This is a genomic window from Stenotrophomonas sp. G4 (assembly GCF_003428825.1).
Lineage (GTDB): Bacteria > Pseudomonadota > Gammaproteobacteria > Xanthomonadales > Xanthomonadaceae > Stenotrophomonas > Stenotrophomonas indicatrix.
Genome location: NZ_CP031741.1, coordinates 3,048,588 through 3,072,403 on the forward strand (window position 1 = coordinate 3,048,588; position 23,816 = coordinate 3,072,403).

Consider the following 23,816-nt stretch of genomic DNA (forward strand, 5'->3'; position numbering starts at 1 on the left):
TACCGTCATCGACCTGCGGTCGATTACTCGGCGGTGGCGCCTTCGCCTTCCTCGACGGCCTTCATCGACAGGCGGATACGGCCCTGCTTGTCGACTTCCAGCACCTTGACCTTGACCACATCGCCTTCCTTCAGCACGTCGCCGACCTTCTCGACGCGGTCGCTGGAGATCTGCGACACGTGGACCAGGCCGTCCTTGCCCGGCAGGATGGTGACGAAGGCACCGAAGTCCATGATCTTGGCGACCTTGCCTTCGTAGATGCGGCCCGGCTCGACGTCCGAGGTGATCTGCTCGATGCGGGCCTTGGCGGCCTGGGCCGCGATGGCATTGACCGAAGCGATGACGATGGTGCCGTCATCCTGGATGTCGATCTGGGTGCCGGTTTCCTTGGTGATGGCCTGGATGGTCGAACCACCCTTGCCGATCACTTCGCGGATCTTGTCCGGATGGATCTTGATGGTCAGCAGGCGCGGCGCGTAGTCCGACAGCTCCTCACGCGGGGCGGTCAGGCCGTGGGCCATTTCGCCCAGGATGTGCAGACGGCCGGCCTTGGCCTGCTGCAGAGCCTGCTTCATGATCTCTTCGGTGATACCTTCGATCTTGATGTCCATCTGCAGGGCGGAGATGCCCTCAGCGGTACCGGCAACCTTGAAGTCCATGTCGCCCAGGTGATCTTCGTCACCCAGGATGTCGGACAGGACGACGAAGCGATCGCCTTCCTTGACCAGGCCCATGGCGATGCCCGCCACCGGAGCCTTCACCGGCACGCCGGCGTCCATCAGGGCCAGCGACGAGCCGCAGACCGACGCCATCGACGAGGAACCGTTCGACTCGGTGATTTCCGAGACGACGCGGATGGTGTACGGGAAGGATTCCAGCGACGGCATCACTGCCAGCACGCCGCGCTTGGCCAGACGGCCGTGGCCGATCTCGCGACGCTTCGGGCCCATCATGCGGCCGCACTCACCCACCGAGTAGGGGGGGAAGTTGTAATGGAACAGGAAGTTTTCCTTGTACTCACCGGACACGGCATCGATGACCTGGCCGTCACGGGCAGTGCCCAAGGTGATGGTCACGATGGCCTGGGTCTCGCCACGGGTGAACAGCGAGGAACCGTGGGTACGCGGCAGCACGCTGGTCTTGACGGCGATCGGGCGGACGGTGTCCAGCGCACGGCCGTCGATGCGGACCTTGGTGTCCAGCACCGAGTTGCGCATGGTGCTGTATTCCAGTTCGCCGAACTCCTTCGACAGCTCGGCCGGGTTCCAGCCCTCGGCGGCGACGCGGCCAGCCAGGGTCTCCAGCACGTCCTTCTTGATCGCGGAGATGGCATCGCGACGCTGCAGCTTGTCACGCACCTGGAAGGCTTCACCCAGACGCGGGCCGATGGCTTCCTTCAGGGCGCTGATCAGCGCTTCGTTCTTGGCCGGGGCTTCCCAGGTCGACGGCTTGGTGCCGGCTTCGACGGTCAGCTCGTTGATGGCGTTGATGACCTTCTGCATCTCGCGGTGACCGAAGGTCACAGCGCCCAGCATCACTTCTTCGGACAGCAGCGCGGCTTCCGATTCCACCATCAGCACGGCGTTGGAGGTACCGGCGACGACCAGCTCCAGCTGCGAATCCTTCAGCTCGGTCACGGTCGGGTTGAGGATGTACTGGCCATCCTTGTAACCGACCTTGGCCGCGCCGATCGGGCCCATGAACGGGGTGCCGGCCAGCGACAGGGCGGCCGAAGCGCCGATCAGGGCCGGAATGTCACCGTCGATGTCCGGGTTCAGCGACATCACCGTGGCGATGATCTGGACTTCGTTCTTGTAGTCTTCCGGGAACAGCGGACGGATCGGACGGTCGATCAGACGCGAGATCAGGGTTTCCTTCTCGGTCGCGCGGCCTTCGCGCTTGAAGAAGCCACCCGGGATACGGCCACCGGCGTAGAACTTCTCCTGATAATCGACGGTCAGCGGGAAGAAGTCCTGGCCCTCACGCGCGCTCTTGGCGGCAACGGCGGAGACCAGCAGCACGGTGTCGTCGAACTTGACGATGACGGCGCCACCGGCCTGACGGGCGATTTCGCCAGTCTCAAGCGTGACGGTGTGCTTGCCGTACTGGAAGGTTTTGGTGATTTTTGCCACGGATGGTGTCCTTGGGATGCTGTCTGCGAATGGACCGTGGGCGACCCTTGCCGCCAACGGATGACCGGTCGTTCCGGTCTGAAAAAGGTATTGCGGTGCTACAAAACAAAACCGCGGCGCATCGCTGCGCCGCGGGGGATTCGTTGCTTAGCGACGCAGGCCAAGCTTCTCGATCAGGGCCTTGTAACGCTCGACGTCCTTCTTCTTCAGGTAGTCGAGCAGGCTGCGGCGGCGGTTGACCATCTGCAGCAGGCCGCGGCGGCTGTGGTGATCCTTCTTGTGGGTCTTGAAGTGGCCGGTCAGCAGTTCGATGCGGGCGGTCAGCAGTGCAACCTGGACTTCCGGAGAGCCGGTGTCAGCCGAGCTGCGCTTGTTGTCTTCAATGACCTTCTGGGTGTCGATCGACATGTCTTTTTTCTCTGTGATGCGTGGCCGGCAGGAACGCGCTTTCGCGCACCGCCTGGCTCGCCGTGAACCAACAAATGGATGAAACCCGCCTGCGGCAGGCTGCCGTAAAACGGCCGCGGAATTGTAACGGCCAGGGGCTTCTGGAACAAGGTCCGGGGCTGAACCGGGCCTCCCCGTTCAGAGGTTGAAGCGGCGCTGCGGGGCCAGCAGACCGCTGTCGTCGACCTGGCCCAGGCCCTGCACCACCGATCCAGGGCCAAACACCGCCACCAGGCCGCGCGGCCAGGAGAGGTCGCGCTGGCGCTGGCCCACGCAGAAGCGCTGGGTCTGCCCGGCGTCCAGGTCGACCCGGGGTACTCGGACAGGCCCGCCGCCAGCGGCAGCAGCAGCGCGTCCATGGCGGCTTCGTCCTGCGCGTCCACCAGGTCCCTCAGCTGCTCCAGGGTGACCATCGCCGGTTCGCGGAACGGCTCCACCCACAGGCGCCGCAGGGCGCTGATGTGCGCGCCACAGCCCAGCGTTTCACCCAGGTCACGGGCCAGACTGCGGATATAGGTGCCCGAGCCGCAGGTGACCCGCAGCCGCAGCCGCTCGGGCTGCTGCTGCAGAATCTCGATGGCGTGAACCATCACCTGGCGCTCGGGCGCCTCGATGGCGTCGCCGCGGCGGGCCTTCACATACAGCGGCTCCCCGCCCTGCTTGAGCGCGGAATAGATCGGCGCACGCTGCAGGATCTCGCCAAGCAGCGGCGCGATCGCCGCCCGCAGGGCCTCGGGGCTGATCACGGGCACCGGCCGCTCAAGCAGCACCTGGCCCTCGGCGTCGTCGGTATCGGTGGTCTGGCCCAGCACGATCTCGGCGTCGTAGGCCTTGGCCGAGCCCAGCAGCAGGCCGGCGATCTTGGTCGCCTCGCCGAAGCACAGTGGCAACAGGCCGGTAGCCAGCGGGTCGAGGCTGCCGGTGTGGCCGCCCTTCTCCGCACGGAACAGGCGACGGGCGACCTGCAGGGCTGCGTTGGAGCTCATGCCGGTCGGCTTGTCGAGCAGCAGGATGCCATCCAGGCGGCGGAACTGAATTCGGGTCATGACAGGTACGGGTAGCGCCGGGCCATGCCCGGCGAGCGCGCAGCGCGGTCTGCATCAGACATCGCGCAGCCGGAATGCAACAACGCCGGGCATGCCCGGCGTCGCGCGGTTATTCTTCGTCGCCTTCGCGACGCTTTTCGGCGGCGACGGTATCTGGCAGGTCGCGCAGCAGGTTGTCGATGCGCTCGCCACGATCGACCGAGTCGTCGTAGTGGAAATGCAGCTCCGGCACATGCCGCAGCTTCATCGCGCGGGCCAGCTCCATGCGCAGGCCCCACGCCAGTTCCTTCAGGCCCTTCACTGCCTCAACCGAACGTTCCGGCATCAGCGCGGTGACGAACACCTTGGCATGGGCCATGTCGCGGGTGATTTCCACGTCGGACACGCTCACCGAGGGCAACCCGTGTTCGCGCACGGCGTTGTGCACCAGGGTGCCGAGTTCACGGCGCAGCTGGGCGGAGACACGGTCGGTTCGATGGAAAGTCTTGGGCACGCGGCAGGCTCTTGTTGGGTTTCGTTGGTGCAGTCTACGGGTTGAAACAGGACCGGCCCGTGAGGGCCGGTCCGTTGCAGCATTACAGGGTGCGCGGCACTTCGATACGCTCGAAGCACTCGATCTGGTCACCCGGCTTGACGTCGTTGTAGGCCTTCACCGCGATACCGCATTCGGTACCGTTGCGGACTTCCTCGACGTTTTCCTTGAAGCGGCGCAGCGATTCCAGCTCGCCTTCGAAGATCACCACGCTGTCGCGCAGGACGCGGATCGGTTTGTTGCGCTTGACCACACCCTCGATGACCATGCTGCCGGCGACGGCACCCAGCTTGGAGCTGCGGAAGACGTCGCGGACCTCGGCGATACCGATGATCTCTTCGCGGATCTCCACGCCCAGCAGACCGGAGGCCACCTGCTTCACCTGATCGATCACGTCATAGATGATCGAGAAGTAACGCAGGTCCACGCCGTTGGATTCGATGATGCGACGGGCCGAAGCATCCGCACGCACGTTGAAGCCGATGACGGTGGCCTTCGAAGCGGCAGCCGAATTGGCGTCCGACTCGGTGATGCCGCCCACGCCGGAGTGGATCACGTTGATGCGGATGTCGTCGTTGGACAGCGCCACCAGGGCCTGGCTCAACGCCTGCACCGAACCCTGCACGTCGGCCTTGATGACCAGGTTGAGGACCTGCTGGCCCTCGCCCTTGCCCAGGGTTGCCATGATGTCTTCCATGCGGCTGCCAGCGGTGGCGACCAGGCGCGATTCGCGGCGCTTGGTCTCACGCTGCTGGGCAACGTCCTTGGCCAGGCGTTCGTCGTCGACGACGACGAAGTCGTCGCCGGCTTCCGGCACACCGGACAGGCCCAGGACCTGGACCGGGATGGACGGGCCGGCGAACTCCGGCTGCTTGCCGGTTTCGTCGAACAGCGCACGCACGCGGCCGTACTGGATGCCGCACACCAGGTAATCGCCCTTCTTCAGGCGGCCCTGCTGCACCAGCACCGTCGCGATCGGGCCACGGCCCTTGTCCAGCGACGATTCGATGACCACGCCGTTGGCACGGCCGTCGTCGACCGCCTTCAGTTCCAGCAGTTCAGCCTGGACCGAAACAGCTTCCAGCAGATCGTCGATGCCCAGGCCGGTCTTGGCCGAGATCTCCACCATCTGGGTGTCGCCACCGAAGTCTTCGGCCACGACCTGCTCGGAGAGCAGTTCGTTCTTGACCCGCATCGGGTCGGCACCGGACTTGTCGATCTTGTTGATCGCCACGATCAGCGGCACACCCGCCGAACGGGCGTGCTGGATCGCTTCCTTGGTCTGCGGCATGACGCCGTCATCGGCAGCCACGACCAGCACCACGATATCGGTCAGCTTGGCACCGCGGGCACGCATCGAGGTGAACGCGGCGTGGCCCGGGGTGTCCAGGAAGCTGATGACGCCCTTCGGCGTTTCAACGTGGTACGCACCGATGTGCTGGGTGATGCCGCCGGCTTCGCCGGTGGCGACCTTGGTGCGACGGATGTAATCCAGCAGCGAGGTCTTGCCGTGATCGACATGACCCATGATGGTGACCACCGGCGGACGCTGCACGGCCTCGCCCTGGTTCTCGCCGGCCGACGCCAGCAGCGCGTCTTCGGCGTCGTTGTCGCTGGCACGGATCGCCTTGTGACCCAGCTCTTCGGTGACCAGGGCCGCGGTGTCGTGGTCGATGGACTGGGTGATGGTGGCCATCACGCCCATCTTGAACAGCGCCTTCACCACCTCGCCACCCTTCAGCGCGAGCTTCTGCGCCAGGTCGGCCACGGTGATGGTGTCGCCGATCGCCACTTCACGCACCACCGGTGCGGTCGGCCGCTCGAAGGCATGCGGGCCGGCGTTGCCACCGCCGCGCGACATGTCGCGACGGCCGGACGTCGGGCGGCTGCCCGGGCGACCACGGTTGTTGCTGTTGTTGCTGTTGCCACGACGCGCGCGATCGGCGGCCGACAGGTGCATCTGGCCGGCGAAGCGATCACCCGGGCCACGCTCGTTGCGCGGCGCGCTGCGGTTGTTGCGGTCGTCGCTGCGCGGCGGCGCACTGCGCGGAGCAGCCGGGGCTGCAGCCGGAGCGCGCGGCGGGCGCGGCGCGGTTTCGTCGATCGGTGCACGCACCTTGGGCTGGCTGGCAGCCAGCGCCTCGGCAGCCTTGGCGGCAACCGCAGCTTCCTCGGCCGCCTTCTTCTCGGCCTCGGCACGCTCCTTGGCGGCGATTTCTTCCTCGCGTGCACGGACGATGGCCTCGTCACGCAGGCGATCCTTCTCGGCCAGTGCCTGCTGCTCGGCCAGGTTGCGTGCGCGCGACTCTTCCAGCTTGCGCAGGATGTCGGCACGCTCTTCGTCCGGGGTCATCGCGCGACCACCATCGGCCTTGACGTAGGTACGCTTCTGGCGCACTTCCACGTTCACGGTTGTCTTGCTGCGACCGGAATTGACCGTCACTTCCTGCTGCTTGCGACGGTTGAGGGTGATCTTCTTGGCAGACTGATCAGTCTCTTCCGGGGCCTGCTCGGGCTTGCCGTGCGAGCGACGAAGGAAGCCCAGGAGCTTCACTTTCTCGGAGCTGGTCACGACCTGGTCGGGACCGCTGAACTTCATGCCGGCACCGGCCAGCTGTTCCAGCAGTTTTTCGACCGGTGTATTGACCAGTTCAGCAAGCTTGCGGATGGTGGTTTGCTGCGACATTCGGATCCTATGATCTTGTGGGCGCCCCCCCGCATCTGGAGGTGGCGCGGATTCTACGCCCTGATCGGCTCAGGGCCCTGTTCATTGCCGGCTCATTCGCCGCGTTCCAGTCGGGCGATTTCCTCGGCACGCGCAGCCAGGATCAGCGCCGCGGCGCGCTCCTGGTCCAGCCCTTCGATGCCGAAGTCCATGACCTCGTCGGCGGCCAGGTCGGACAAGTCCTCGCTGGTACGCACGCCGTGGCCGGCCAACGCATATGCGGTGGCTTCGTCCATGCCCTTCAGGGACAGCAGGTCCTGCGCCGGCTGGCCGTCCTCCAGGCCTTCCTCGACTGCCAGGGCCTCATTGAGCAGCGCATCGCGGGCACGTGCGCGCAGCTCTTCGACGATGTCTTCGTCGAAACCTTCCACGGCCAGCAGTTCGCCGACCGGTACATATGCGATTTCCTCGACCGTGCCGAAGCCTTCGCTGACCAGGATGCCAGCGATTTCCTCGTCCACTTCCAGCTTGTCCATGAACAGCTGGCGGGCCGCCGCCTGTTCGGCTTCGGACTTGGCGGTCACCTGGTCCTGGGTCATGACGTTGAGCTGCCAGCCGGTCAGGCGGCTGGCCAGACGCACGTTCTGGCCACCCTTGCCGATCGCCTGGGCCAAGCGGTCTTCGGCAACGGCCAGGTCCATCGAATGCTTGTCTTCATCGACGATGATCGACTGCACTTCGGCCGGCGCCATCGCGTTGATGACGAAGTTGGCCGGGTTCTCGTTCCACAGGACGATGTCCACGCGCTCGCCATTGAGCTCGTTGGACACGGCCTGCACGCGCGAACCACGCATGCCGATGCAGGCGCCGATCGGATCGGTGCGCTGGTCGTGGGCGAGCACGGCGATCTTGGCGCGGTCGCCCGGATCGCGGGCGCAGGCCTTGATTTCCACCAAGCCCTGGCCGACTTCCGGCACTTCCAGCTTGAACAGCTCGATCATGAATTCCGGTGCGGCGCGGCTGATGAACAGCTGCGGGCCACGCGGCTCCGAACGCACTTCGGCCAGGTAGCCGCGGACGCGGTCGCCGGCACGCAGCACGTCACGCGGAATGCCCTTGTCCTTCGGAATGAAGCCTTCGGCGTTACCGCCCAGGTCGACATAGATGTTGCCGCGCTCGGCGCGCTTGACCACACCGGTGATCAGCTCACCGACGCGATCGGCCCACGCATCGACCACCTGCTGGCGCTCGGCTTCGCGCACGCGCTGCACGATCACCTGCTTGGCGGCCTGGGCGGCGATGCGACCGAAGTCGGGGTTCTCGATCTGCTCTTCGATGTAATCGCCGACGTCCACGCCTTCGGCTTCTTCGATGGCGTCCATCAGGCGGATCTGGCGATCCGGCGATTCCATCACTACGTCGTCGGCCACCACTTCCCAGCGGCGGAAGGTTTCGTAGTTGCCATCCTTGTGGTCGATGACCACGCGGGTCAGCACTTCCTCGTCGGGATAGCGCTTCTTCGCTGCCGAGGCCAGGGCGGCCTCGATGGCATCGAAGATCACTTCACGCGGCACGCCCTTCTCGTTGGCGACCGCGTCCACTACCAGCAACAGTTCCTTGCTCATTGGCTCACTCCGCGCGCGGCTTCTTTGCCGCCGGCTCGTTGGAAGAAGAATTCTTGTTCGGCTTCGGACGCTTCGGTGCCGGACCGGTCGGCTTGCTCGGGGCCAGCCCCAGCGCCACCCAGTCAGGCATGATCCGCGCCTTGTCGATGTTGTCGGCCGACACCACCAGAGCGGTGTTGTCGACGATGAAGGTGATGCTGCCCTGCGCCTGGTCGACCGCTTCGATGCGACCCTGCAGGCGACGGCGATTTTCCTGCGGCAGCTTCAGGGTGACCTTGGCCGATTCGCCGAGGTGACGACCGAACTGCTCCAGGTTGAACAGCGGGCGATCCACGCCCGGCGAAGACACTTCCAGCGTGTAATTGCCGCTGATCGGGTCTTCGACGTCCATCTGTGCGGACACTTCGCGGCTTACCCGCTCACAGTCGTCCACATTGATGATGCGCTCCGGCTGTTCCGCCAGCGGCACGTCGATGTAAAGGCGAAGGGTCGCACCGCCGGGGGCCGGCAGATACTCAACGCCCAGCAGCTCCAGGCCCAGCGACACAACGGTCGGGGCGAGCAGATTCGCGATGTCGGTTGCCTTGTCGCTCACAGCCTGCCTTGATCTCTTGGTTGGGTGCCGGCCGTGGCCAGCATGGAAACATGACGCCCCGAAAACGACGAAGGGCCCGCTGGGCCCCTTTTCCGGAAAGACTCCGGTGACTGGATTCCGGTTGCAACGCGCTGAACAAGCGTGCTGCGGCCCTCCTTCCGGGTGGATCTCCGATGGGGAGTGCCGCCGTCAGGGGTACTTCTAGGCCGCTGATGATAGCCCCTGCACCGCTCTGGTGCAAGGCTGCGGCCGTCCTGAAACCCTCCGCCGCACTCGCCGGGCATGGCCCGGCGCTACCGGGTGACCGCGCGATGGTAGCGCCGGGCCATGCCCGGCGGATCGGCGAAAGCCGCAAAGAAAAACGCCCTCGAAGCAGAACTTCGAAGGCGCATTCCTTACTTGGTAGCGGGGCAGGATTTGAACCTGCGACCTTCGGGTTATGAGCCCGACGAGCTGCCAGACTGCTCCACCCCGCATCAGAAGCGGAATTATGAGGGATAACTTCAGAACCTGCAAGCTTTTCCTCATTCATCGAACTGGTTGGCGCCGATTCGATGTGTTGGTAGCGGGGGCAGGATTTGAACCTGCGACCTTCGGGTTATGAGCCCGACGAGCTGCCAGACTGCTCCACCCCGCACCGGAAGTGTTTGAACTGCTGCCCCGCTCTGGCGAGGGGGCTCTCTGCAACGATGTTCTGGCTGAACCGCTGCAGTGACAACTCAGGCTGCGCATATTACACGAATCGCGCAGCTTTGTGTCAACTTTTATGCAAGATGCGCAAATGCCTGCTGGCACCAGACCATGATCGGGTTCCAGGCCAAGCCCAGCGCAAGCAGCGCCAGTGCGTTCACGCCCAGCACGACACCCAGCACGCGGTCCTTGCTGCGCGGCATGGCCTCGCCCACCGGCTCATCGAAGTACATGACCTTGATGACACGCAGGTAGTAGAAGCAGCCGACCACGGCGCACAGCACGCCCAGGATCGCCAGCCACAGCAGGCCGCCATTGATGGCAGCGCCGAGCACGGCCAGCTTGGTCCAGAACCCCAGGAACGGCGGAATGCCTGCCAGCGACGCCATGATGCACAGCACCAGGCCGGCCATCCATGGGTTGCGGGCGTTCAGGCCCTTGAAGTCCTCGATGTTCTCGGCCTCGAAGCCGGCGCGCGACAGCGCGATGATCGCGCCGAAAGCCGCGGTCGACATGATCGCGTAAGCCAGGGCGTAGAACAGTGCGGCCGCATAGCCCTGCGCACCGCCGCCGGCGATGCCCATCAGCAGGAAGCCGATATGCGAGACCGTGGAGAACGCAAGCATGCGCTTGAGGTTGCTCTGCGCAATGGCCATCAGGTTGCCGATCACCAGCGAGACCGCAGCCAGACCGGCGATCAGCAGCTGCAGTTCGGTGGACAGCGGGCCCACGCCCATTTCCAGCAGGCGGTAGGCCATGCCGAAAGCGGCCAGCTTCGGCGCCGAGCTGATGAACAGCGCGACCGGCGCCGGGGCACCCTGGTACACGTCGGGCAGCCACATGTGGAACGGTGCGGCACCCAGCTTGAAGGCAACGCCGGCAATCATGAACACCGCGCCGGTGACCAGCAGCACGCGCTCTTCCGAGTGCGGGATGGCGGCCTGGATGGCGTCCAGGTGCAGGCTGCCGGTAGCGCCATAGATCAGCGACATGCCGTACAGCAGCAGGCCCGAGGCCAGCGAACCGAGGACGATGTACTTCATCGCCGCTTCCGAGGCCAGGCCGTTGTCACGGTTGCTGGCAACCAGTGCGTAGGAGCACAGGGCCAGCAGTTCCAGGCCCAGGTACACCATCAGCAGGCTGCCGGCGGACACCAGGATCATCATGCCGGCGGTGCCGAACAGGATCAGCACCGGAATCTCGCCCTGGAACAGCTTGCGCTCGCGCAGGTAGCCCCAACCGTAGATCAGGGTCAGGCCGCTGAGCAGTACGATCCCGGTCTTCATCACGTCCGCGGCGGTATCGCGCACGAACATGCCATGGAAGACCTCCCCCTGCCCGCCCACGCCGGTGGCCAGCATGAACAGCACCACGGCCAGCGCGGCGACCGAGAACAGGTGGGTGACGATCTTGTTCCGTTCGCTGACGAACAGGTCGAGGATCATCAGGGCGAAGGCACTGCCGATCAGCACCAGCTCGGGAGCGAGCGGTGGCAGGTCAGCAGCGGTCAGTGGCAGCAGCGGCGAGGTGGTCATTATCAAATCCTGGAATCAATTCGCTGTTGGGCCCGGTCAGAGCAGCTTGCTGGAGGCGATCTGCATGGCCAGCTTGGCGATCGAGGGCTCCATCAGGTCGGTCAGCGGCTTGGGGTAGATGCCCAGGGCCAGTACGCCGATGGCGAACACGCCCAGCACCAGCCATTCGCGGCCGTTGATGTCCTTCAGTTCGGCGACGTGGCTGTTGGCCACCTCACCGAAGAAGATGCGCTTGTACAGCCACAGGGTGTAGGCCGCACCGATGATCAGGGTGGTGGCTGCGCCCAGGGCGATCCACGGGTTCCGCTGGAACGCCGACAGGATGACCATGAATTCACCGACGAAACCGCTGGTGCCCGGCAGGCCGGCGTTGGCCATGAAGAACAGCATGGCGAACGTGGCGAACCACGGCATCACGTTGACCACGCCGCCGTAATCGGCGATGCGGCGGCTGTGCATGCGGTCGTACAGCACGCCGACGCAGGAGAACATCGCGCCGGACACGAAGCCGTGCGAGATCATCTGCACCATGGCGCCCTGCAGGCCCAGGCGGGCCGCATCGACGTTGCCGGCTTCACGTACCAGCCACAGGGCGATGAAGGTACCCAGGGTGACAAAGCCCATGTGCGCGATCGACGAATAGGCGATCAGCTTCTTCATGTCGTCCTGCACCAGGGCGACCAGGCCGACGTAGATCACTGCGATCAGCGACAGCGCGATGACCAGCCATGCCCATTCCTGCGAGGCATCGGGAACGATCGGCAGGTTGAAGCGCAGGAAGCCGTAGCCACCGATCTTCAGTGCGATGGCGGCCAGGATCACCGAACCGGCGGTCGGAGCTTCCACGTGCGCGTCCGGCAGCCAGGTGTGCACCGGGAACATCGGCACCTTGACCGCGAACGCGATCAGGAAGGCGAAGAAGATCCAGGTCTGTTCCTTGCCCGACAGCTGCAGTGCGTAGAGGTCGGCCAGCTGGAAGCTGCCGCCCTTCATGTACAGGTAGATCAGCGCCACCAGCATCAGCACCGAGCCGAGGAAGGTGTACAGGAAGAACTTCAGTGCGGCGTAGATGCGACGCGGGCCACCCCAGACACCGATGATCAGGAACATCGGGATCAGCATCGCCTCGAAGAACACGTAGAACAGCATCGCGTCCGTGGCGGCGAAGATGCCGACGGTGACACCTTCCAGGATCAGGAAAGCGGCCACGTACTGGTTCACGCGCTTGTCGATCGCGCTCCAGGCGCCGATCAGGGCGAGCACGCTGACCAGCGTGGTGAGCAGGATCAGCGCTACGGCGATGCCGTCCACGCCCAGGTTGTAGCCGATGTTGTAGGTCGGGATCCAGGCGTGGGTCTCGACGAACTGCAGCGCGTCGATGCCCGGGTTGTAGCCGCCCAGCAGCGACAGACTCGCCACGAAGGTCAGCACCGCCACGCCCAGCGACGCCCAGCGGGCGGTCTGCGCATCACGGATCGCAAGGATCAGGGCACCGCCGAGGATCGGCAGCCAGATGAGGACACTGAGTAGAGGCCAGTTCGACACGTCTTCTTATTCCGTACAGGTCATCAACGCAGGTAATGCATCAGCACGCCCAGGAGGGCAATCAGGCCGATGATCATCGCGAAGGCGTAGTGATAGAGGAAACCGGATTGGGTACGGCGCAGCACGCTGGCTGCGACGTCCACAACACGTGCCGAGAGATTGACCACGCCGTCGACGATGTTGCTGTCGATCCAGCGCGAGACCTTGCCCAGCTTGACGCTGCCACCGGCAAAGCCATCGATCCACAGCTTGTCGAAGCCGTACTTGTTTTCCAGCACGGACACCACCGGGGCGAAGGTCTTGCGTGCCTTGCCCGACAGGTCCGGCTTCCACAGGTAGAACAACGCGGCCAGCAGGAAACCTGCCAGGGTCAGCCAGAACGGCGGCAGCATCATGCCGTGCAGCGCGAACGCCACCGGACCATGGAACTCCTCGCCCAGGAAGGCCACGGTGTTCTTGGCCGGATCGTAGAAATCGACGATGCCGGTGAAGAACGTGTTGACCTGGCCCTTGATAGCCGCGTGGGCGTGGTGACCGGCCCAGTCGGTACCGTGCAGCATCGGGCCGATGCTGAAGAAACCGATGGCGATCGACGGGATGGCCAGCAGGATCAGCGGCAGCGTCACCACCCACGGCGTTTCATGTGGCTCATGCGGACCGTGGCCATGGCCGTGATCGTCATGCGCATCGGCATGGTGTGCGTCTGCGGCGTGGTGATCGTCATGGCCATGACCGTGATCGTCATGCGCGTCGCGGAAGCGTTCCTTGCCGTGGAAGGTCAGGAACAGCAGGCGGAAGCTGTAGAAACTGGTCACCAGCACGCCACCCAGCACCGCCCAGTAGCCATAGGTGGCCACCCAGCTGTTCTGCATGTGGGCGTGGATCTCGGCGGCCTCGATGATGGTGTCCTTCGAGTAGAAGCCGGAGAAGAACGGCGTACCGACCAGCGCCAGGGTACCGATCCACATGGTGATGAAGGTAATCGGCATGTACTTGCGCAGGCCGCCCATCTTGCGCATGTCCTGCTCGTGGTGCATCGCGATGATGACCGAGCCGGCACCCAGGAACAGCAGCGCCTTGAAGAAGGCATGGGTCATCAGGTGGAACACGGCAGCGGAGTACGCCGACACGCCCAGCGCAACGGTCATGTAACCCAGCTGGGACAGCGTGGAGTATGCGACGACGCGCTTGATGTCGTTCTGCACGATGCCGATCAGGCCGGTGAAGAACGCGGTGGTGGCACCGATGAACAGGATGAAGTTCAACGCGGTCTGCGACAGCTCGAACAGCGGCGACATGCGGGTGACCATGAAGATACCGGCGGTCACCATCGTCGCGGCGTGGATCAGCGCGGAGATCGGGGTCGGGCCTTCCATCGAATCAGGCAGCCAGACGTGCAGCGGAACCTGGGCCGACTTGCCCATGGCACCGATGAACAGGCCGATGCAGATGACGGTGGCGATCGACCAGATCACCGGCTCGTTCAGCAGCTGCATGCCGAACATGGTGCCGTCCCAGATCTGCAGCTGTGCGCGCGGGTCGGCGAGCATGCCGGCCTGCGAGAACACCTGCGAGTAGTCCAGGGTACCGAACACCCACAGCACGCCGGCGATGCCCAGCAGGAAGCCGAAGTCGCCGACGCGGTTGACCAGGAACGCCTTCATGTTGGCGAAGATCGCGGTCGGGCGCTTGAACCAGAAGCCGATCAGCAGGTACGACACCAGGCCCACCGCTTCCCAGCCGAAGAACAGCTGCAGGAAGTTGTTGCTCATCACCAGGGTGAGCATCGAGAAGGTGAACAGCGAGATGTAGCTGAAGAACCGCTGGTAACCCGGATCGTCCTGCATGTAGCCGATCGTGTAGATGTGGACCAGCAGCGACACGAAGGTCACCACCACCATCATCATCGCGGTCAGCTTGTCGACCATGAAGCCGACGTGGGCCGAGTACTGGCCGACTTCGAAGAACGTGTAAAGGTTCTCGTTGAACGGCTGCGCCCCGCCCCACAGCAGCTGGTAGAGCGTGTGCATCGACAGGCCGCAGGCAACGGCGACACCGAGGATGGTGATGGTCTGGGCGCCGAAGCGCTTGACCTGGCGACCGAACAGGCCGGCGATGATGCTGCCGAACAGCGGTGCAAGCACCACTGCGATCAACAGACTCTTGGAGAGAGTGATTTCCATCTGTGGATCAGCCCTTCAACGAATCGACTTCGCCGACATTGATCGTGCGGCGTGTACGGAACAGGGTCACCAGGATCGCCAGGCCGATGGCGGCCTCGGCAGCAGCCACGGTCAGGATGAAGAACACGAACAGCTGGCCGGCCGTGTCCCCCAGTTCCCGCGAGAACCCGACGAAATTGATGTTGACCGACAACAGCATCAACTCGATGGACATCAGCAGGACGATGATGTTCTTGCGGTTGAGGAAGATGCCGGCGAGGCTGATGCAGAACAGCACCGCGCCCAGCGCCAGGATGTGGCCCAGAGTGATCGAGATCATGCCTTGGTCTCCTCGTCGCCCGCGGCCGGCGTGGTGTTGCTGTGGATCTGCGGCTGTTCGGCGTCCATCTTGACCATGCGCAGACGGTCGTGTGCCTTGACCATGGTCTGCTGCGACGGGTTCTGCGTCTTCAGGCCCTCACGGCGGCGCAGGGTCAGCATCACCGCGGCAACCACCGCCACGGTCAGGATGACGGCGGCGAACTCGAACGGCAGCAGGTACTCGGTGAACAGGCTGCGTGCCAGCCAGGTGACGTTGGAACTGTCGGCGGCGAGCGCGGCGGCGTTGTCGGCCGGGAACGGGTTGACCGTCCTGCCCTTCACGCCGATCAGGATCAGCATCTGCACCAGCATCGCCACGGCCACGATCAGGCCGACCGGCAGGTAGCGCACCCAGCCTTCACGCAGCTTGTCCGGATCGATGTCGAGCATCATCACCACGAACAGGAACAACACCATCACCGCACCCACGTAGACCAACACCAGTGCCACGCCGAGGAACTCGGCGCCAACCAGCAGCCACACGCAGGCGATGGAGAAGAAGGTCAGCACCAGGCACAGGACGGCATGCACGGGGTTGCGCACGCTGATCACCGCACCGGCCGAAACCGTTGCCGCAATGGCGAAGACCCAGAAAGCGATATTTACCCAATCCATCTCTCGACCTCAGCGGTAAGCGGCATCGGCGGCACGACGCTCGGCGATCTCGGATTCGAGACGGTCGCCCAGGGCCAGCAGCTGCGGCTTGGTAACGATGTTTTCGCCACGATTCTCGAAGTGGTACTCGAGGATGTGGGTCTCGACGATCGAGTCCACCGGGCAGCTTTCCTCACAGAAGCCGCAGAAGATGCACTTGAACAGATCGATGTCGTAGCGGGTGGTACGGCGGGTGCCGTCCTCGCGCTTGGCCGAATCGATGGTGATGGCCAATGCCGGGCACACCGCTTCGCACAGCTTGCAGGCGATGCAGCGCTCTTCACCGTTGGGATAACGGCGCAGGGCGTGCAGGCCGCGGAAGCGCGGCGACTGCGGGAACTTTTCCATCGGGTACATCATCGTGTACTTCGGCTTGAAGCTGTACTTCAGCGTCAGCCAGAGACCGGCCAGCAGTTCGAGCAGCAGCAGGCTCTTGAAGTAATGGGTAATCCTGTTCATCACTTACACGCCCTTTTGAATCACGCCGAAGAACACCATGACGGCGGTAACCGCGATCCAGAGAATGGTCAGCGGGATGAAGACCTTCCAGCCCAGGCGCATGATCTGGTCATAGCGGAAGCGCGGGAAGCTTGCACGGAACCAGATGTAGGCACTGGCGAAGAAGAAGACCTTGACGAACAGCCACGGCCAGCCGCCCTTCCAGATCCAGTCGATGAACGGCGAGATCTCGCCCGGGTTGACCCAGCCCTGGATCGGGCTCAGCCAGCCGCCGAGGAAGAAGATCGAGATCAGGAAGCTGATCAGGATCATGTTCGCGTATTCGGCCAGGAAGAACAGGGCGAACGCACCGCCGGAATACTCGACCATGTGGCCGGCGACGATTTCCGACTCGCCTTCCACCACGTCGAACGGCGCGCGGTTGGTCTCGGCAACGCCGGACACCCAGTACACGATGAACAGCGGGAACAGCGGCAGCAGGAACCAGTCGAAGAAACCGGAGTTGCCAGCCTGGGCCATCACGATGTTGCTGAGATTGAGGCTGCCCGAAGCGATCATCACGCCGACGAGGGCGAAACCCATCGCGATTTCGTAGCTGATCATCTGCGCCGAGGCGCGCATGGCACCCAGGAACGCATACTTCGAGTTGGACGCCCAACCGGCGAGGATGATGCCGTAGATGCCCAGCGAGGTCATCGCCAGCAGGTACAGCAGGCCGGCATTGGCGTTGGACAGCACCAGCTGCGAATCGAAGGGCACCACCGCCCAGGCCGCGAAGGCCGGGGCCAGGGTGATCAGCGGTGCCAGCAGGTAGATCGCCTTGTTGGCGCTGCTCGGCTGGACCACTTCCTTGAACAGCAGCTTGAAGACGTCGGCGAAGGCCTGGAAGATGCCCATGCCCACGTACATCGGGCCGTGGCGGACGTGCATCCAGCCGATCAGCTTGCGTTCCCAGACCACGTAGAAGGCCACCGCGACGATCACCGGAACGGTGATCACCAGGATCTTCAGGATGATCCAGATCAGCGCGCCGATGTCACCCAGGCCAAGCAGCCACTGGTGCAGCGGATCGACCGCGTTAATCAGCAATTCGTTCATGCAGCCACCACCGAAACACGAGCGGCACCCAGCGGCGCGGTTGCGCCGTGGCCCGATTCAATCCAGACCGAACCCGCAGCGACGCGGGCGTCGACCACCACCGGCAGGGTGGCCTTGCCGGCATCGGTGCCGACCTTGGCCATCTGCCCTTCCTGCAGTTGCAGGCGGGTGGCATCGTCAGCGTTGAGCACGATGCGCGGGGCATTGTTGAGCGGATGCGACTGCAGCGCCGGGGCGCGACGGACCACCGCATCGGTGCGGTAGATCGCAGCGGTCGAGGCCACTTCCAGGCCCTCGCCCGCCAGCACCGGCTGTGCGGAAGCGGAAACCTGCACCGCCACCGGTGCCAGGCTGGCGCGCAGGCCGGCCAGGTCGGTGAACTCGAAACCGGCCACGGCCAGCTCACCGCCGAGCGCACGCAGCACGCGCCAGCCTTCACGGGCTTCGCCCGGCAGCTTACCGCCGGCACGCGCCGACTGCTCGCGACCGTCGAGGTTGGTCAGGGTGGCATCGATTTCCGGCAGCGCGCCGATCGGCAGGATCACGTCGGCAACGTCGCGGGTCGAGGCGCAGGCGAACTGGCTGAAGGCCACCACCTGTGCGCCGACCAGCGCCTTGCGCGCGGCCGGAGCATCGGCGAAGTCCAGGCCCGGTTCCAGGCCGTAGACCACGTAGGCCTTGCGCGGATCGGCCAGCATCGCAGCGACGTCCTTGCCGGCCGGCAGCACGCCGGCGCGGGTCAGGCCGATCGCATTGGCGCCCTGCGGGATGCGGCACAGCTTGGCACCGGTGGCAGCGGCGAAATCACGCGCAGCGGCGCGGATCGCGGCAGCCTGCGGATGATTCTCGGCGATGCCACCGACGATCAGCACCGTATTGGTACCGCCCTGCACCGCCGAACGCAGCTCGGCGTTGGCCAGCGCATCGGCGAACTTCGACGGAGCCACGATCTGCTTGCCGGCAACGCTGAATGCGAAGTCGAAGTCCACCGGATTGACGACGTGGATCTTCGCGCCCTTGGTGGTCTGCGCCTTGCGCAGGCGGGCGTGGAGCAGCGGCAGTTCGTGGCGGATGTTGCTGCCCAGCACGACGATGCGGTCGGCGCCTTCGATTTCGGCCAGCGGCAGGCCGAACACTTCGGCAGTGGCGGCGTCGGAGAAGTCGCGGTTGTTGATGCGGTGGTCGATGTTGCTCGAACCCAGGCCGGTGGCCAGGCGGGCCAGCAGCGCGCCTTCCTCGTTCGAGGTGGACGGGTGCACCAGCACGCCCAGGTTGTCGCCCTGGTTGGCCTTGAGGATCTCGGCGGCCGCGGCCAGGCCTTCGGCCCAGCTCACTTCCTTCCACTCACCATTGACTTTGCGCAGCGGCTTGACCGCACGGTCTTCGCTGTACAGGCCCTGGTGCGAGTAACGGTCACGGTCGGACAGCCAGCACTCGTTCACCGCTTCATTGTCGCGCGGCACGGTGCGCAGCACTTCGCCGCGACGCACGTGCAGGAACAGGTTCGAACCCATCGCGTCGTGGTAGCCCAGCGATTCGCGCGCGGTCAGTTCCCACGGACGGGCGCGGAACTGGAACACCTTGTTGGTCAGCGCGCCGACCGGGCACACGTCGACGACGTTGCCCGAAAGCTCGGTGGTCAGCGGCTTGCCGTCGTAGGTACCGATCTGCAGGTTTTCACCGCGGTACATGCCACCCAGTTCATAGGTACCGGCAACGTCGGCGGTGAAGCGGACGCAGCGGGTGCACTGGATGCAGCGGGTCATCTCGGTGGCGACCAGCGGGCCCATGTCCTCGTCGGCCACCACGCGCTTGCGCTCGTTGAAGCGGCTGACCGAACGGCCGTAGCCCAGCGACACGTCCTGCAGTTCGCACTCGCCGCCCTGATCGCAGATCGGGCAATCCAGCGGGTGGTTGATCAGCAGGAACTCCATCACCGAGCGCTGGAACTTCAGCGCCTTTTCACTGCGGGTGGCGACCTTCATGCCTTCCATCACCGGCGTGGCGCAGGCCGGTGCCGGCTTCGGCGACTTTTCCACATCCACCAGGCACATGCGGCAGTTGGCAGCGATCGGCAGCTTCTCGTGGTAGCAGAAGCGCGGAATCGAAATGCCCGCCTTGTCGGCGGCCTGGATGATCATCGAACCCTTGGGCACGACCAGCGACCTGCCATCGATCTCGATAGTGACGTGGTCCGGTGGCACGCTGGGATTTATGGGTTGCGCGCTCATGCAGCGGCTGCCTCCACCTTCTTGCCGTCAACCATCGAATGACCGTTGACGATGTAGTACTCGAATTCGTCCCAGAACTGGCGCAGGAAGCCCTGGATGGGCCATGCCGCCGCTTCGCCGAACGCACAGATGGTATGGCCTTCGATCTGGCCGGCCACGGTCTTCAACTGGTGCAGGTCTTCCATCGTGGCCTTGCCGGCGACGATGCGCTCCAGCACGCGGTGCATCCAGCCGGTACCTTCACGGCACGGGGTGCACTGGCCACAGGATTCCTTGTGGAAGAACTGGCTGATGCGGCAGGCGAACTTGACGCAGCAGACGCTGTCATCCAGCACCACGACCGCACCGGAGCCCAGGCCGGAGCCCAGTGCACGGATGGTGTCGTAGTCCATCGGCAGACCCTTCAGCTCGGCCGCGGTCAGCACCGGCATGGACACGCCGCCCGGGATCGCGCCCTTGAGCTTGCGACCCGGCTTGAGGCCGCCGGCCATTTCCAGCAGATCGTCGAAGGTGGTGCCCAGCGGCACTTCGAAATTGCCGCCCTTCTGCACGCAGCCGGACACCGAGAAGCACTTCGGGCCGCCATTGGCGGTCAGGCTCAGGCCCTTGAACCACTCCGGACCATTGCGGATGATCGCCGGCACCGAACCATAGGTTTCAGTGTTGTTGATCGTCGACGGCTTGCCATACAGGCCGAAATTGGCCGGGAACGGCGGCTTGTAGCGCGGCTGGCCCTTCTTGCCTTCCAGCGATTCCATCAGCGCGGTTTCTTCGCCGCAGATGTAGGCGCCGGCACCCAGGGCGCCGTAGATATCGATATCCACGCCCGAGCCCAGCACGTTCTTGCCCAGCCAGCCGTTTGCATAGGCATCGGCCAGGGCCTGCTCGAAGTGCTCGAACGGCTCGTGGTGGAATTCACCGCGCAGGTAGTTGTAGCCCACGGTCGAACCGGTGGCGTAGCAGGCGATCGCCATGCCTTCGACCACCGAATGCGGGTTGTAGCGCAGGATGTCGCGATCCTTGCAGGTGCCCGGCTCGGATTCGTCCGAGTTGCAGAGGATGTACTTCTGCACGTTGCCCTTGGGCATGAAGGACCACTTCAGGCCGGTCGGGAAACCGGCGCCGCCACGGCCGCGCAGGCCCGAGGCCTTGACCATCTCGATGACCTGCTCCGGCGGGATCTTCTCTTCGAGGATCTTGCGCAGGGCAGCGTAGCCACCGGTCTTCAGATAGCTTTCGTACGACCACGGGGTGTCGTAATGCAGGGTGGTGTAGACCACCTGGTGCGGCAGCGGCGCGGGGCCGACAGGACCCTTGGATTCGTGGTGATGTGCCATGCCCTTACTCCAGCCCGTCCAGAAGCTCGTCGACCTTTTCCAGGGTCAGACGCTCATGGTAGTGACCATTGATGACCATCATCGGTGCACCCGCGCAGCCGGCCAGGCACTCTTCCTCGCGCTTGAGGTAGATGCGGCCGTCAGCGGTCGACTGACCGTTCTTGATGCCCAGCTTCTTCTCGCAATGGCGCACGATGTCTTCGGCGCCATTGAGCCAGCAGCTGATGTTCGTGCAGATGGCCACGTTGTTGCGGCCCACCTTCTCGGTCTCGAACATCGAGTAGAAGCTGGCAACCTCGTAGGCCCACACCGGCGGCAGGTCCAGGTACTTGGCCACACCGGCGATCAGCTCGTCGGTCAGCCAGCCCTGGTTCTGCTCCTGGGCAGCATGCAGACCCTGCAGCACGGCAGAGCGCTTGCGGTCCGGCGGGAACTTGGACAGCCAGTGATCGATGTGAGCACGGGTTTTGTCGCTCAACACCACCATCGGGTCGACGTCGCGCGCCGCCTCGAAATTACCTGTCGCCTTCATCGGCCGACCTCAGCGAAATGCATAACGTGAAATTGCAGATACTGCGGCGCCGGCTTGCGCCGGCTGCCTGCAGCGGGTGTTGGCCTGGCGGACGGCATTACCGGTCAACCTCGCCGAACACCAGATCGTAGGTACCGATCATCGCCACCACGTCAGCCAGCATGTGGCCGCGCACGATCGAATCGATCGAGGACAGGTGGGCAAAGCCCGGCGCACGAAGGTGTACGCGGAACGGCTTGTTGGCGCCGTCGGAAACCAGGTAGCAGCCGAATTCGCCCTTGGGCGCTTCAACCGCGGCGTAGGTCTCGCCGGCCGGCACGCAATAGCCTTCACTGAACAGCTTGAAGTGATGGATCAGCGCTTCCATGTCGTCCTTCATGTCCTCGCGCTTGGGCGGAGCGACCTTGAAGTTCTTGACCATGACCGGGCCAGGGTTGGCCTTCAGCCACGCAACGCACTGCTTGATGATGCGGTTGGACTGACGCATTTCGGCAACGCGGCACAGGTAGCGATCGTAGCAATCGCCTTCCTTGCCCAGCGGGATGTCGAAATCGACGGCATCGTACTTCGCATAGGGGCGCTTCTTGCGCAGATCCCAGGCGACGCCCGAGCCACGCAGCATCACGCCGGTCATGCCCCACTGGTGGGCCAGCTCCGGGGTGACCACGCCGATGCCGACGGTACGCTGCTTCCAGATACGGTTGTCGGTCAGCAGGGTCTCGTATTCGTCGACACGGCCCGGGAACTCATTGGTGAAGTTCTCCAGGAAGTCCAGCAGCGAACCTTCGCGCGAGGCATTGAGGTTCTTCAGGGCCTTGCCCTTGTGCCAGCGCGATTCCTTGTACTTCGGCATGTGGTCCGGCAGGTCGCGGTAGACACCGCCCGGACGGTAGTACGCCGCGTGCATGCGCGCGCCGGAGACTGCTTCGTAGCAGTCCATCAGCTCTTCGCGCTCGCGGAAGGCGTACAGCATCACCGCCATCGCACCCAGGTCGAGCGCGTTGGAACCCAGCCACATCAGGTGGTTCAGGATGCGGGTGATCTCGTCGAACATCGTGCGGATGTACTGCGCACGCTCCGGCGCCTCGATGCCCATCAGGGTCTCGATCGAGCGAACGTAGGCGTGCTCGTTGCACATCATCGACACGTAATCCAGGCGATCCATGTAGCCGATCGACTGGTTGAAGGGCTTGGATTCGGCCAGCTTCTCGGTGCCCCGGTGCAGCAGACCCACGTGCGGGTCGGCACGCATGATGGTCTCGCCGTCCATCTCCAGGATCAGGCGCAGCACACCGTGCGCGGCCGGATGCTGCGGGCCGAAGTTCATGGTGTAGTTGCGGATTTCCTGCCGGCTTTCGGCAGCGTTGCTGGCGAATGCTTCGCCGGCCTGGTGTACGTGACTCACTTCACTGCCTCCTGCGAGCGCTCGCCGGCAGCGGTCTGCAGGCGGGCGTCGTCGCGGATCACGCGCGGCACGCCGACGCGCGGCTCCACCGAGGTGACCGGTTCGTAGATGACACGCTTCTTTTCTTCGTCGTAGCGGACTTCGACGTTGCCGATCAGCGGGAAGTCCTTGCGGAACGGATGGCCGACGAAACCGTAGTCGGTCAGGATCCGGCGCAGGTCCGGGTGGCCTTCGAAGATCACGCCATACAGATCGAACGCTTCGCGCTCGAACCAGTTCAGGCCCGGCCAGATGCTGGTCAGCGAGGACACCACCGGCAGCGCTTCGTCAGGCGCGAAGCAGCGCAGGTGCATCATCAGGTTGTGCTGGTACGAACGCAGCTGTGCGACCACGGCAAAACGCTGGGCCGGCATGTGCTGCGGACGGGCACCGTCGGCGCTCTCTTCGCTGGGGAATTCGCCCCAGGCGAAGCGGCCCTGGGCCTTGCCCTCGACACCGCGGCTGAAGCCCTGCGAGGACACGTCGGCGGTGTCCCACTCGTCGGAGCCATAACCGAGGTAATCGACGCCGCAGAGGTCCACGGCCTGCTCGAAACCAAACTCGTCACGCAGCACGAGGGCGGTGGCGTGCCACTCAGCGGCAGGCACTTCCAGCGTCACTTCGCCGCGGGGTTCGACCACGATGACCTTCGCACCAGCGAAACGTGCGGAGAGTCGGTCGATGAAGGATGCTTGCTCTGCCATGG

At 64.4% G+C, this 23,816-nt stretch carries 18 protein-coding genes, 2 tRNA genes and 1 pseudogene; all 21 read right to left on the minus strand.

Translation table 11 applies throughout. The features are described from left to right. Window positions 1-23: 23 nt before the first annotated feature. The 21 genes and pseudogenes from pnp to D0Y85_RS14295 all read right to left on the minus strand — a co-directional run bounded on the left by pnp (window position 24) and on the right by D0Y85_RS14295 (window position 23,814). Window positions 24-2,132, minus strand: coding sequence for a polyribonucleotide nucleotidyltransferase (pnp, locus tag D0Y85_RS14195; RefSeq protein ID WP_093820588.1), 2,109 nt, complete (start codon window positions 2,130-2,132; stop codon window positions 24-26). Window positions 2,133-2,279: 147 nt separating this feature from the next. Continuing rightward, complete coding sequence (gene rpsO / locus D0Y85_RS14200) at window positions 2,280-2,540, minus strand: 30S ribosomal protein S15 (RefSeq protein ID WP_005410445.1); 261 nt, start codon at window positions 2,538-2,540, stop codon at window positions 2,280-2,282. A gap of 177 nt (window positions 2,541-2,717) precedes the next feature. Further along, a pseudogene (gene truB / locus D0Y85_RS14205) lies at window positions 2,718-3,625 on the minus strand (tRNA pseudouridine(55) synthase TruB). 109 nt (window positions 3,626-3,734) lie between these two features. Next, on the minus strand, window positions 3,735-4,118 hold the full coding sequence (rbfA, locus tag D0Y85_RS14210; protein WP_025876229.1) for a 30S ribosome-binding factor RbfA: 384 nt from the start codon (window positions 4,116-4,118) through the stop codon (window positions 3,735-3,737). Between the two features lie 82 nt (window positions 4,119-4,200). After that, window positions 4,201-6,843 (minus strand): translation initiation factor IF-2, encoded by a 2,643-nt coding sequence (gene infB / locus D0Y85_RS14215; protein WP_117310912.1) that lies wholly within the window; start codon window positions 6,841-6,843, stop codon window positions 4,201-4,203. A 92-nt stretch (window positions 6,844-6,935) separates the two neighbouring features. Beyond that, window positions 6,936-8,447, minus strand: a complete 1,512-nt coding sequence (gene nusA, locus D0Y85_RS14220; protein ID WP_117310913.1) for a transcription termination factor NusA — start codon at window positions 8,445-8,447, stop codon at window positions 6,936-6,938. Window positions 8,448-8,451: 4 nt separating this feature from the next. Then, window positions 8,452-9,042, minus strand: coding sequence for a ribosome maturation factor RimP (rimP, locus tag D0Y85_RS14225; protein WP_117310914.1), 591 nt, complete (start codon window positions 9,040-9,042; stop codon window positions 8,452-8,454). Between the two features lie 404 nt (window positions 9,043-9,446). Further along, window positions 9,447-9,519, minus strand: a tRNA-Met gene (locus D0Y85_RS14230). Between the two features lie 83 nt (window positions 9,520-9,602). After that, window positions 9,603-9,679, minus strand: a tRNA-Met gene (locus tag D0Y85_RS14235). A gap of 127 nt (window positions 9,680-9,806) precedes the next feature. Then, complete coding sequence (gene nuoN / locus D0Y85_RS14240; protein ID WP_049466000.1) at window positions 9,807-11,267, minus strand: NADH-quinone oxidoreductase subunit NuoN; 1,461 nt, start codon at window positions 11,265-11,267, stop codon at window positions 9,807-9,809. Window positions 11,268-11,303: 36 nt separating this feature from the next. Further along, complete coding sequence (locus D0Y85_RS14245) at window positions 11,304-12,812, minus strand: NADH-quinone oxidoreductase subunit M (protein WP_025876221.1); 1,509 nt, start codon at window positions 12,810-12,812, stop codon at window positions 11,304-11,306. A 23-nt stretch (window positions 12,813-12,835) separates the two neighbouring features. Continuing rightward, window positions 12,836-14,995 (minus strand): NADH-quinone oxidoreductase subunit L, encoded by a 2,160-nt coding sequence (gene nuoL, locus D0Y85_RS14250; protein ID WP_117310915.1) that lies wholly within the window; start codon window positions 14,993-14,995, stop codon window positions 12,836-12,838. Window positions 14,996-15,002: 7 nt separating this feature from the next. Then, window positions 15,003-15,314, minus strand: coding sequence for an NADH-quinone oxidoreductase subunit NuoK (gene nuoK / locus D0Y85_RS14255; RefSeq protein WP_032951897.1), 312 nt, complete (start codon window positions 15,312-15,314; stop codon window positions 15,003-15,005). Continuing rightward, the gene (locus D0Y85_RS14260) at window positions 15,311-15,970 is read right to left on the minus strand and encodes an NADH-quinone oxidoreductase subunit J (protein ID WP_049465996.1); all 660 of its coding nucleotides are present in this window, start codon (window positions 15,968-15,970) and stop codon (window positions 15,311-15,313) included. The genes nuoK and D0Y85_RS14260 overlap by 4 nt, the downstream gene beginning before the upstream one ends. Before the next feature lie 9 nt (window positions 15,971-15,979). Beyond that, window positions 15,980-16,468 (minus strand): NADH-quinone oxidoreductase subunit NuoI, encoded by a 489-nt coding sequence (gene nuoI, locus D0Y85_RS14265; RefSeq protein WP_005417924.1) that lies wholly within the window; start codon window positions 16,466-16,468, stop codon window positions 15,980-15,982. Window positions 16,469-16,471: 3 nt separating this feature from the next. Then, window positions 16,472-17,566 carry an NADH-quinone oxidoreductase subunit NuoH gene (gene nuoH / locus D0Y85_RS14270; RefSeq protein ID WP_093820604.1) on the minus strand — a complete coding sequence of 365 codons (1,095 nt, stop codon included), beginning with the start codon at window positions 17,564-17,566 and terminating at the stop codon, window positions 16,472-16,474. Further along, a complete protein-coding gene (nuoG, locus tag D0Y85_RS14275; protein WP_117310916.1) occupies window positions 17,563-19,797 on the minus strand; it encodes an NADH-quinone oxidoreductase subunit NuoG in 2,235 nt (744 codons plus the stop codon). The genes nuoH and nuoG overlap by 4 nt, the downstream gene beginning before the upstream one ends. Continuing rightward, window positions 19,794-21,134: an NADH-quinone oxidoreductase subunit NuoF gene (nuoF, locus tag D0Y85_RS14280; RefSeq protein WP_025876206.1), complete on the minus strand. Its 1,341-nt coding sequence runs from the start codon at window positions 21,132-21,134 to the stop codon at window positions 19,794-19,796. Before nuoF ends, nuoG begins: the two co-directional genes overlap by 4 nt. Before the next feature lie 4 nt (window positions 21,135-21,138). Beyond that, window positions 21,139-21,666 (minus strand): NADH-quinone oxidoreductase subunit NuoE, encoded by a 528-nt coding sequence (nuoE, locus tag D0Y85_RS14285; RefSeq protein ID WP_117310917.1) that lies wholly within the window; start codon window positions 21,664-21,666, stop codon window positions 21,139-21,141. 97 nt (window positions 21,667-21,763) lie between these two features. After that, a complete protein-coding gene (locus D0Y85_RS14290; RefSeq protein ID WP_049465988.1) occupies window positions 21,764-23,071 on the minus strand; it encodes an NADH-quinone oxidoreductase subunit D in 1,308 nt (435 codons plus the stop codon). Continuing rightward, the gene (locus D0Y85_RS14295; RefSeq protein ID WP_117310918.1) at window positions 23,068-23,814 is read right to left on the minus strand and encodes an NADH-quinone oxidoreductase subunit C; all 747 of its coding nucleotides are present in this window, start codon (window positions 23,812-23,814) and stop codon (window positions 23,068-23,070) included. The genes D0Y85_RS14290 and D0Y85_RS14295 overlap by 4 nt, the downstream gene beginning before the upstream one ends. Between the last annotated feature and the right edge of the window lie 2 nt (window positions 23,815-23,816).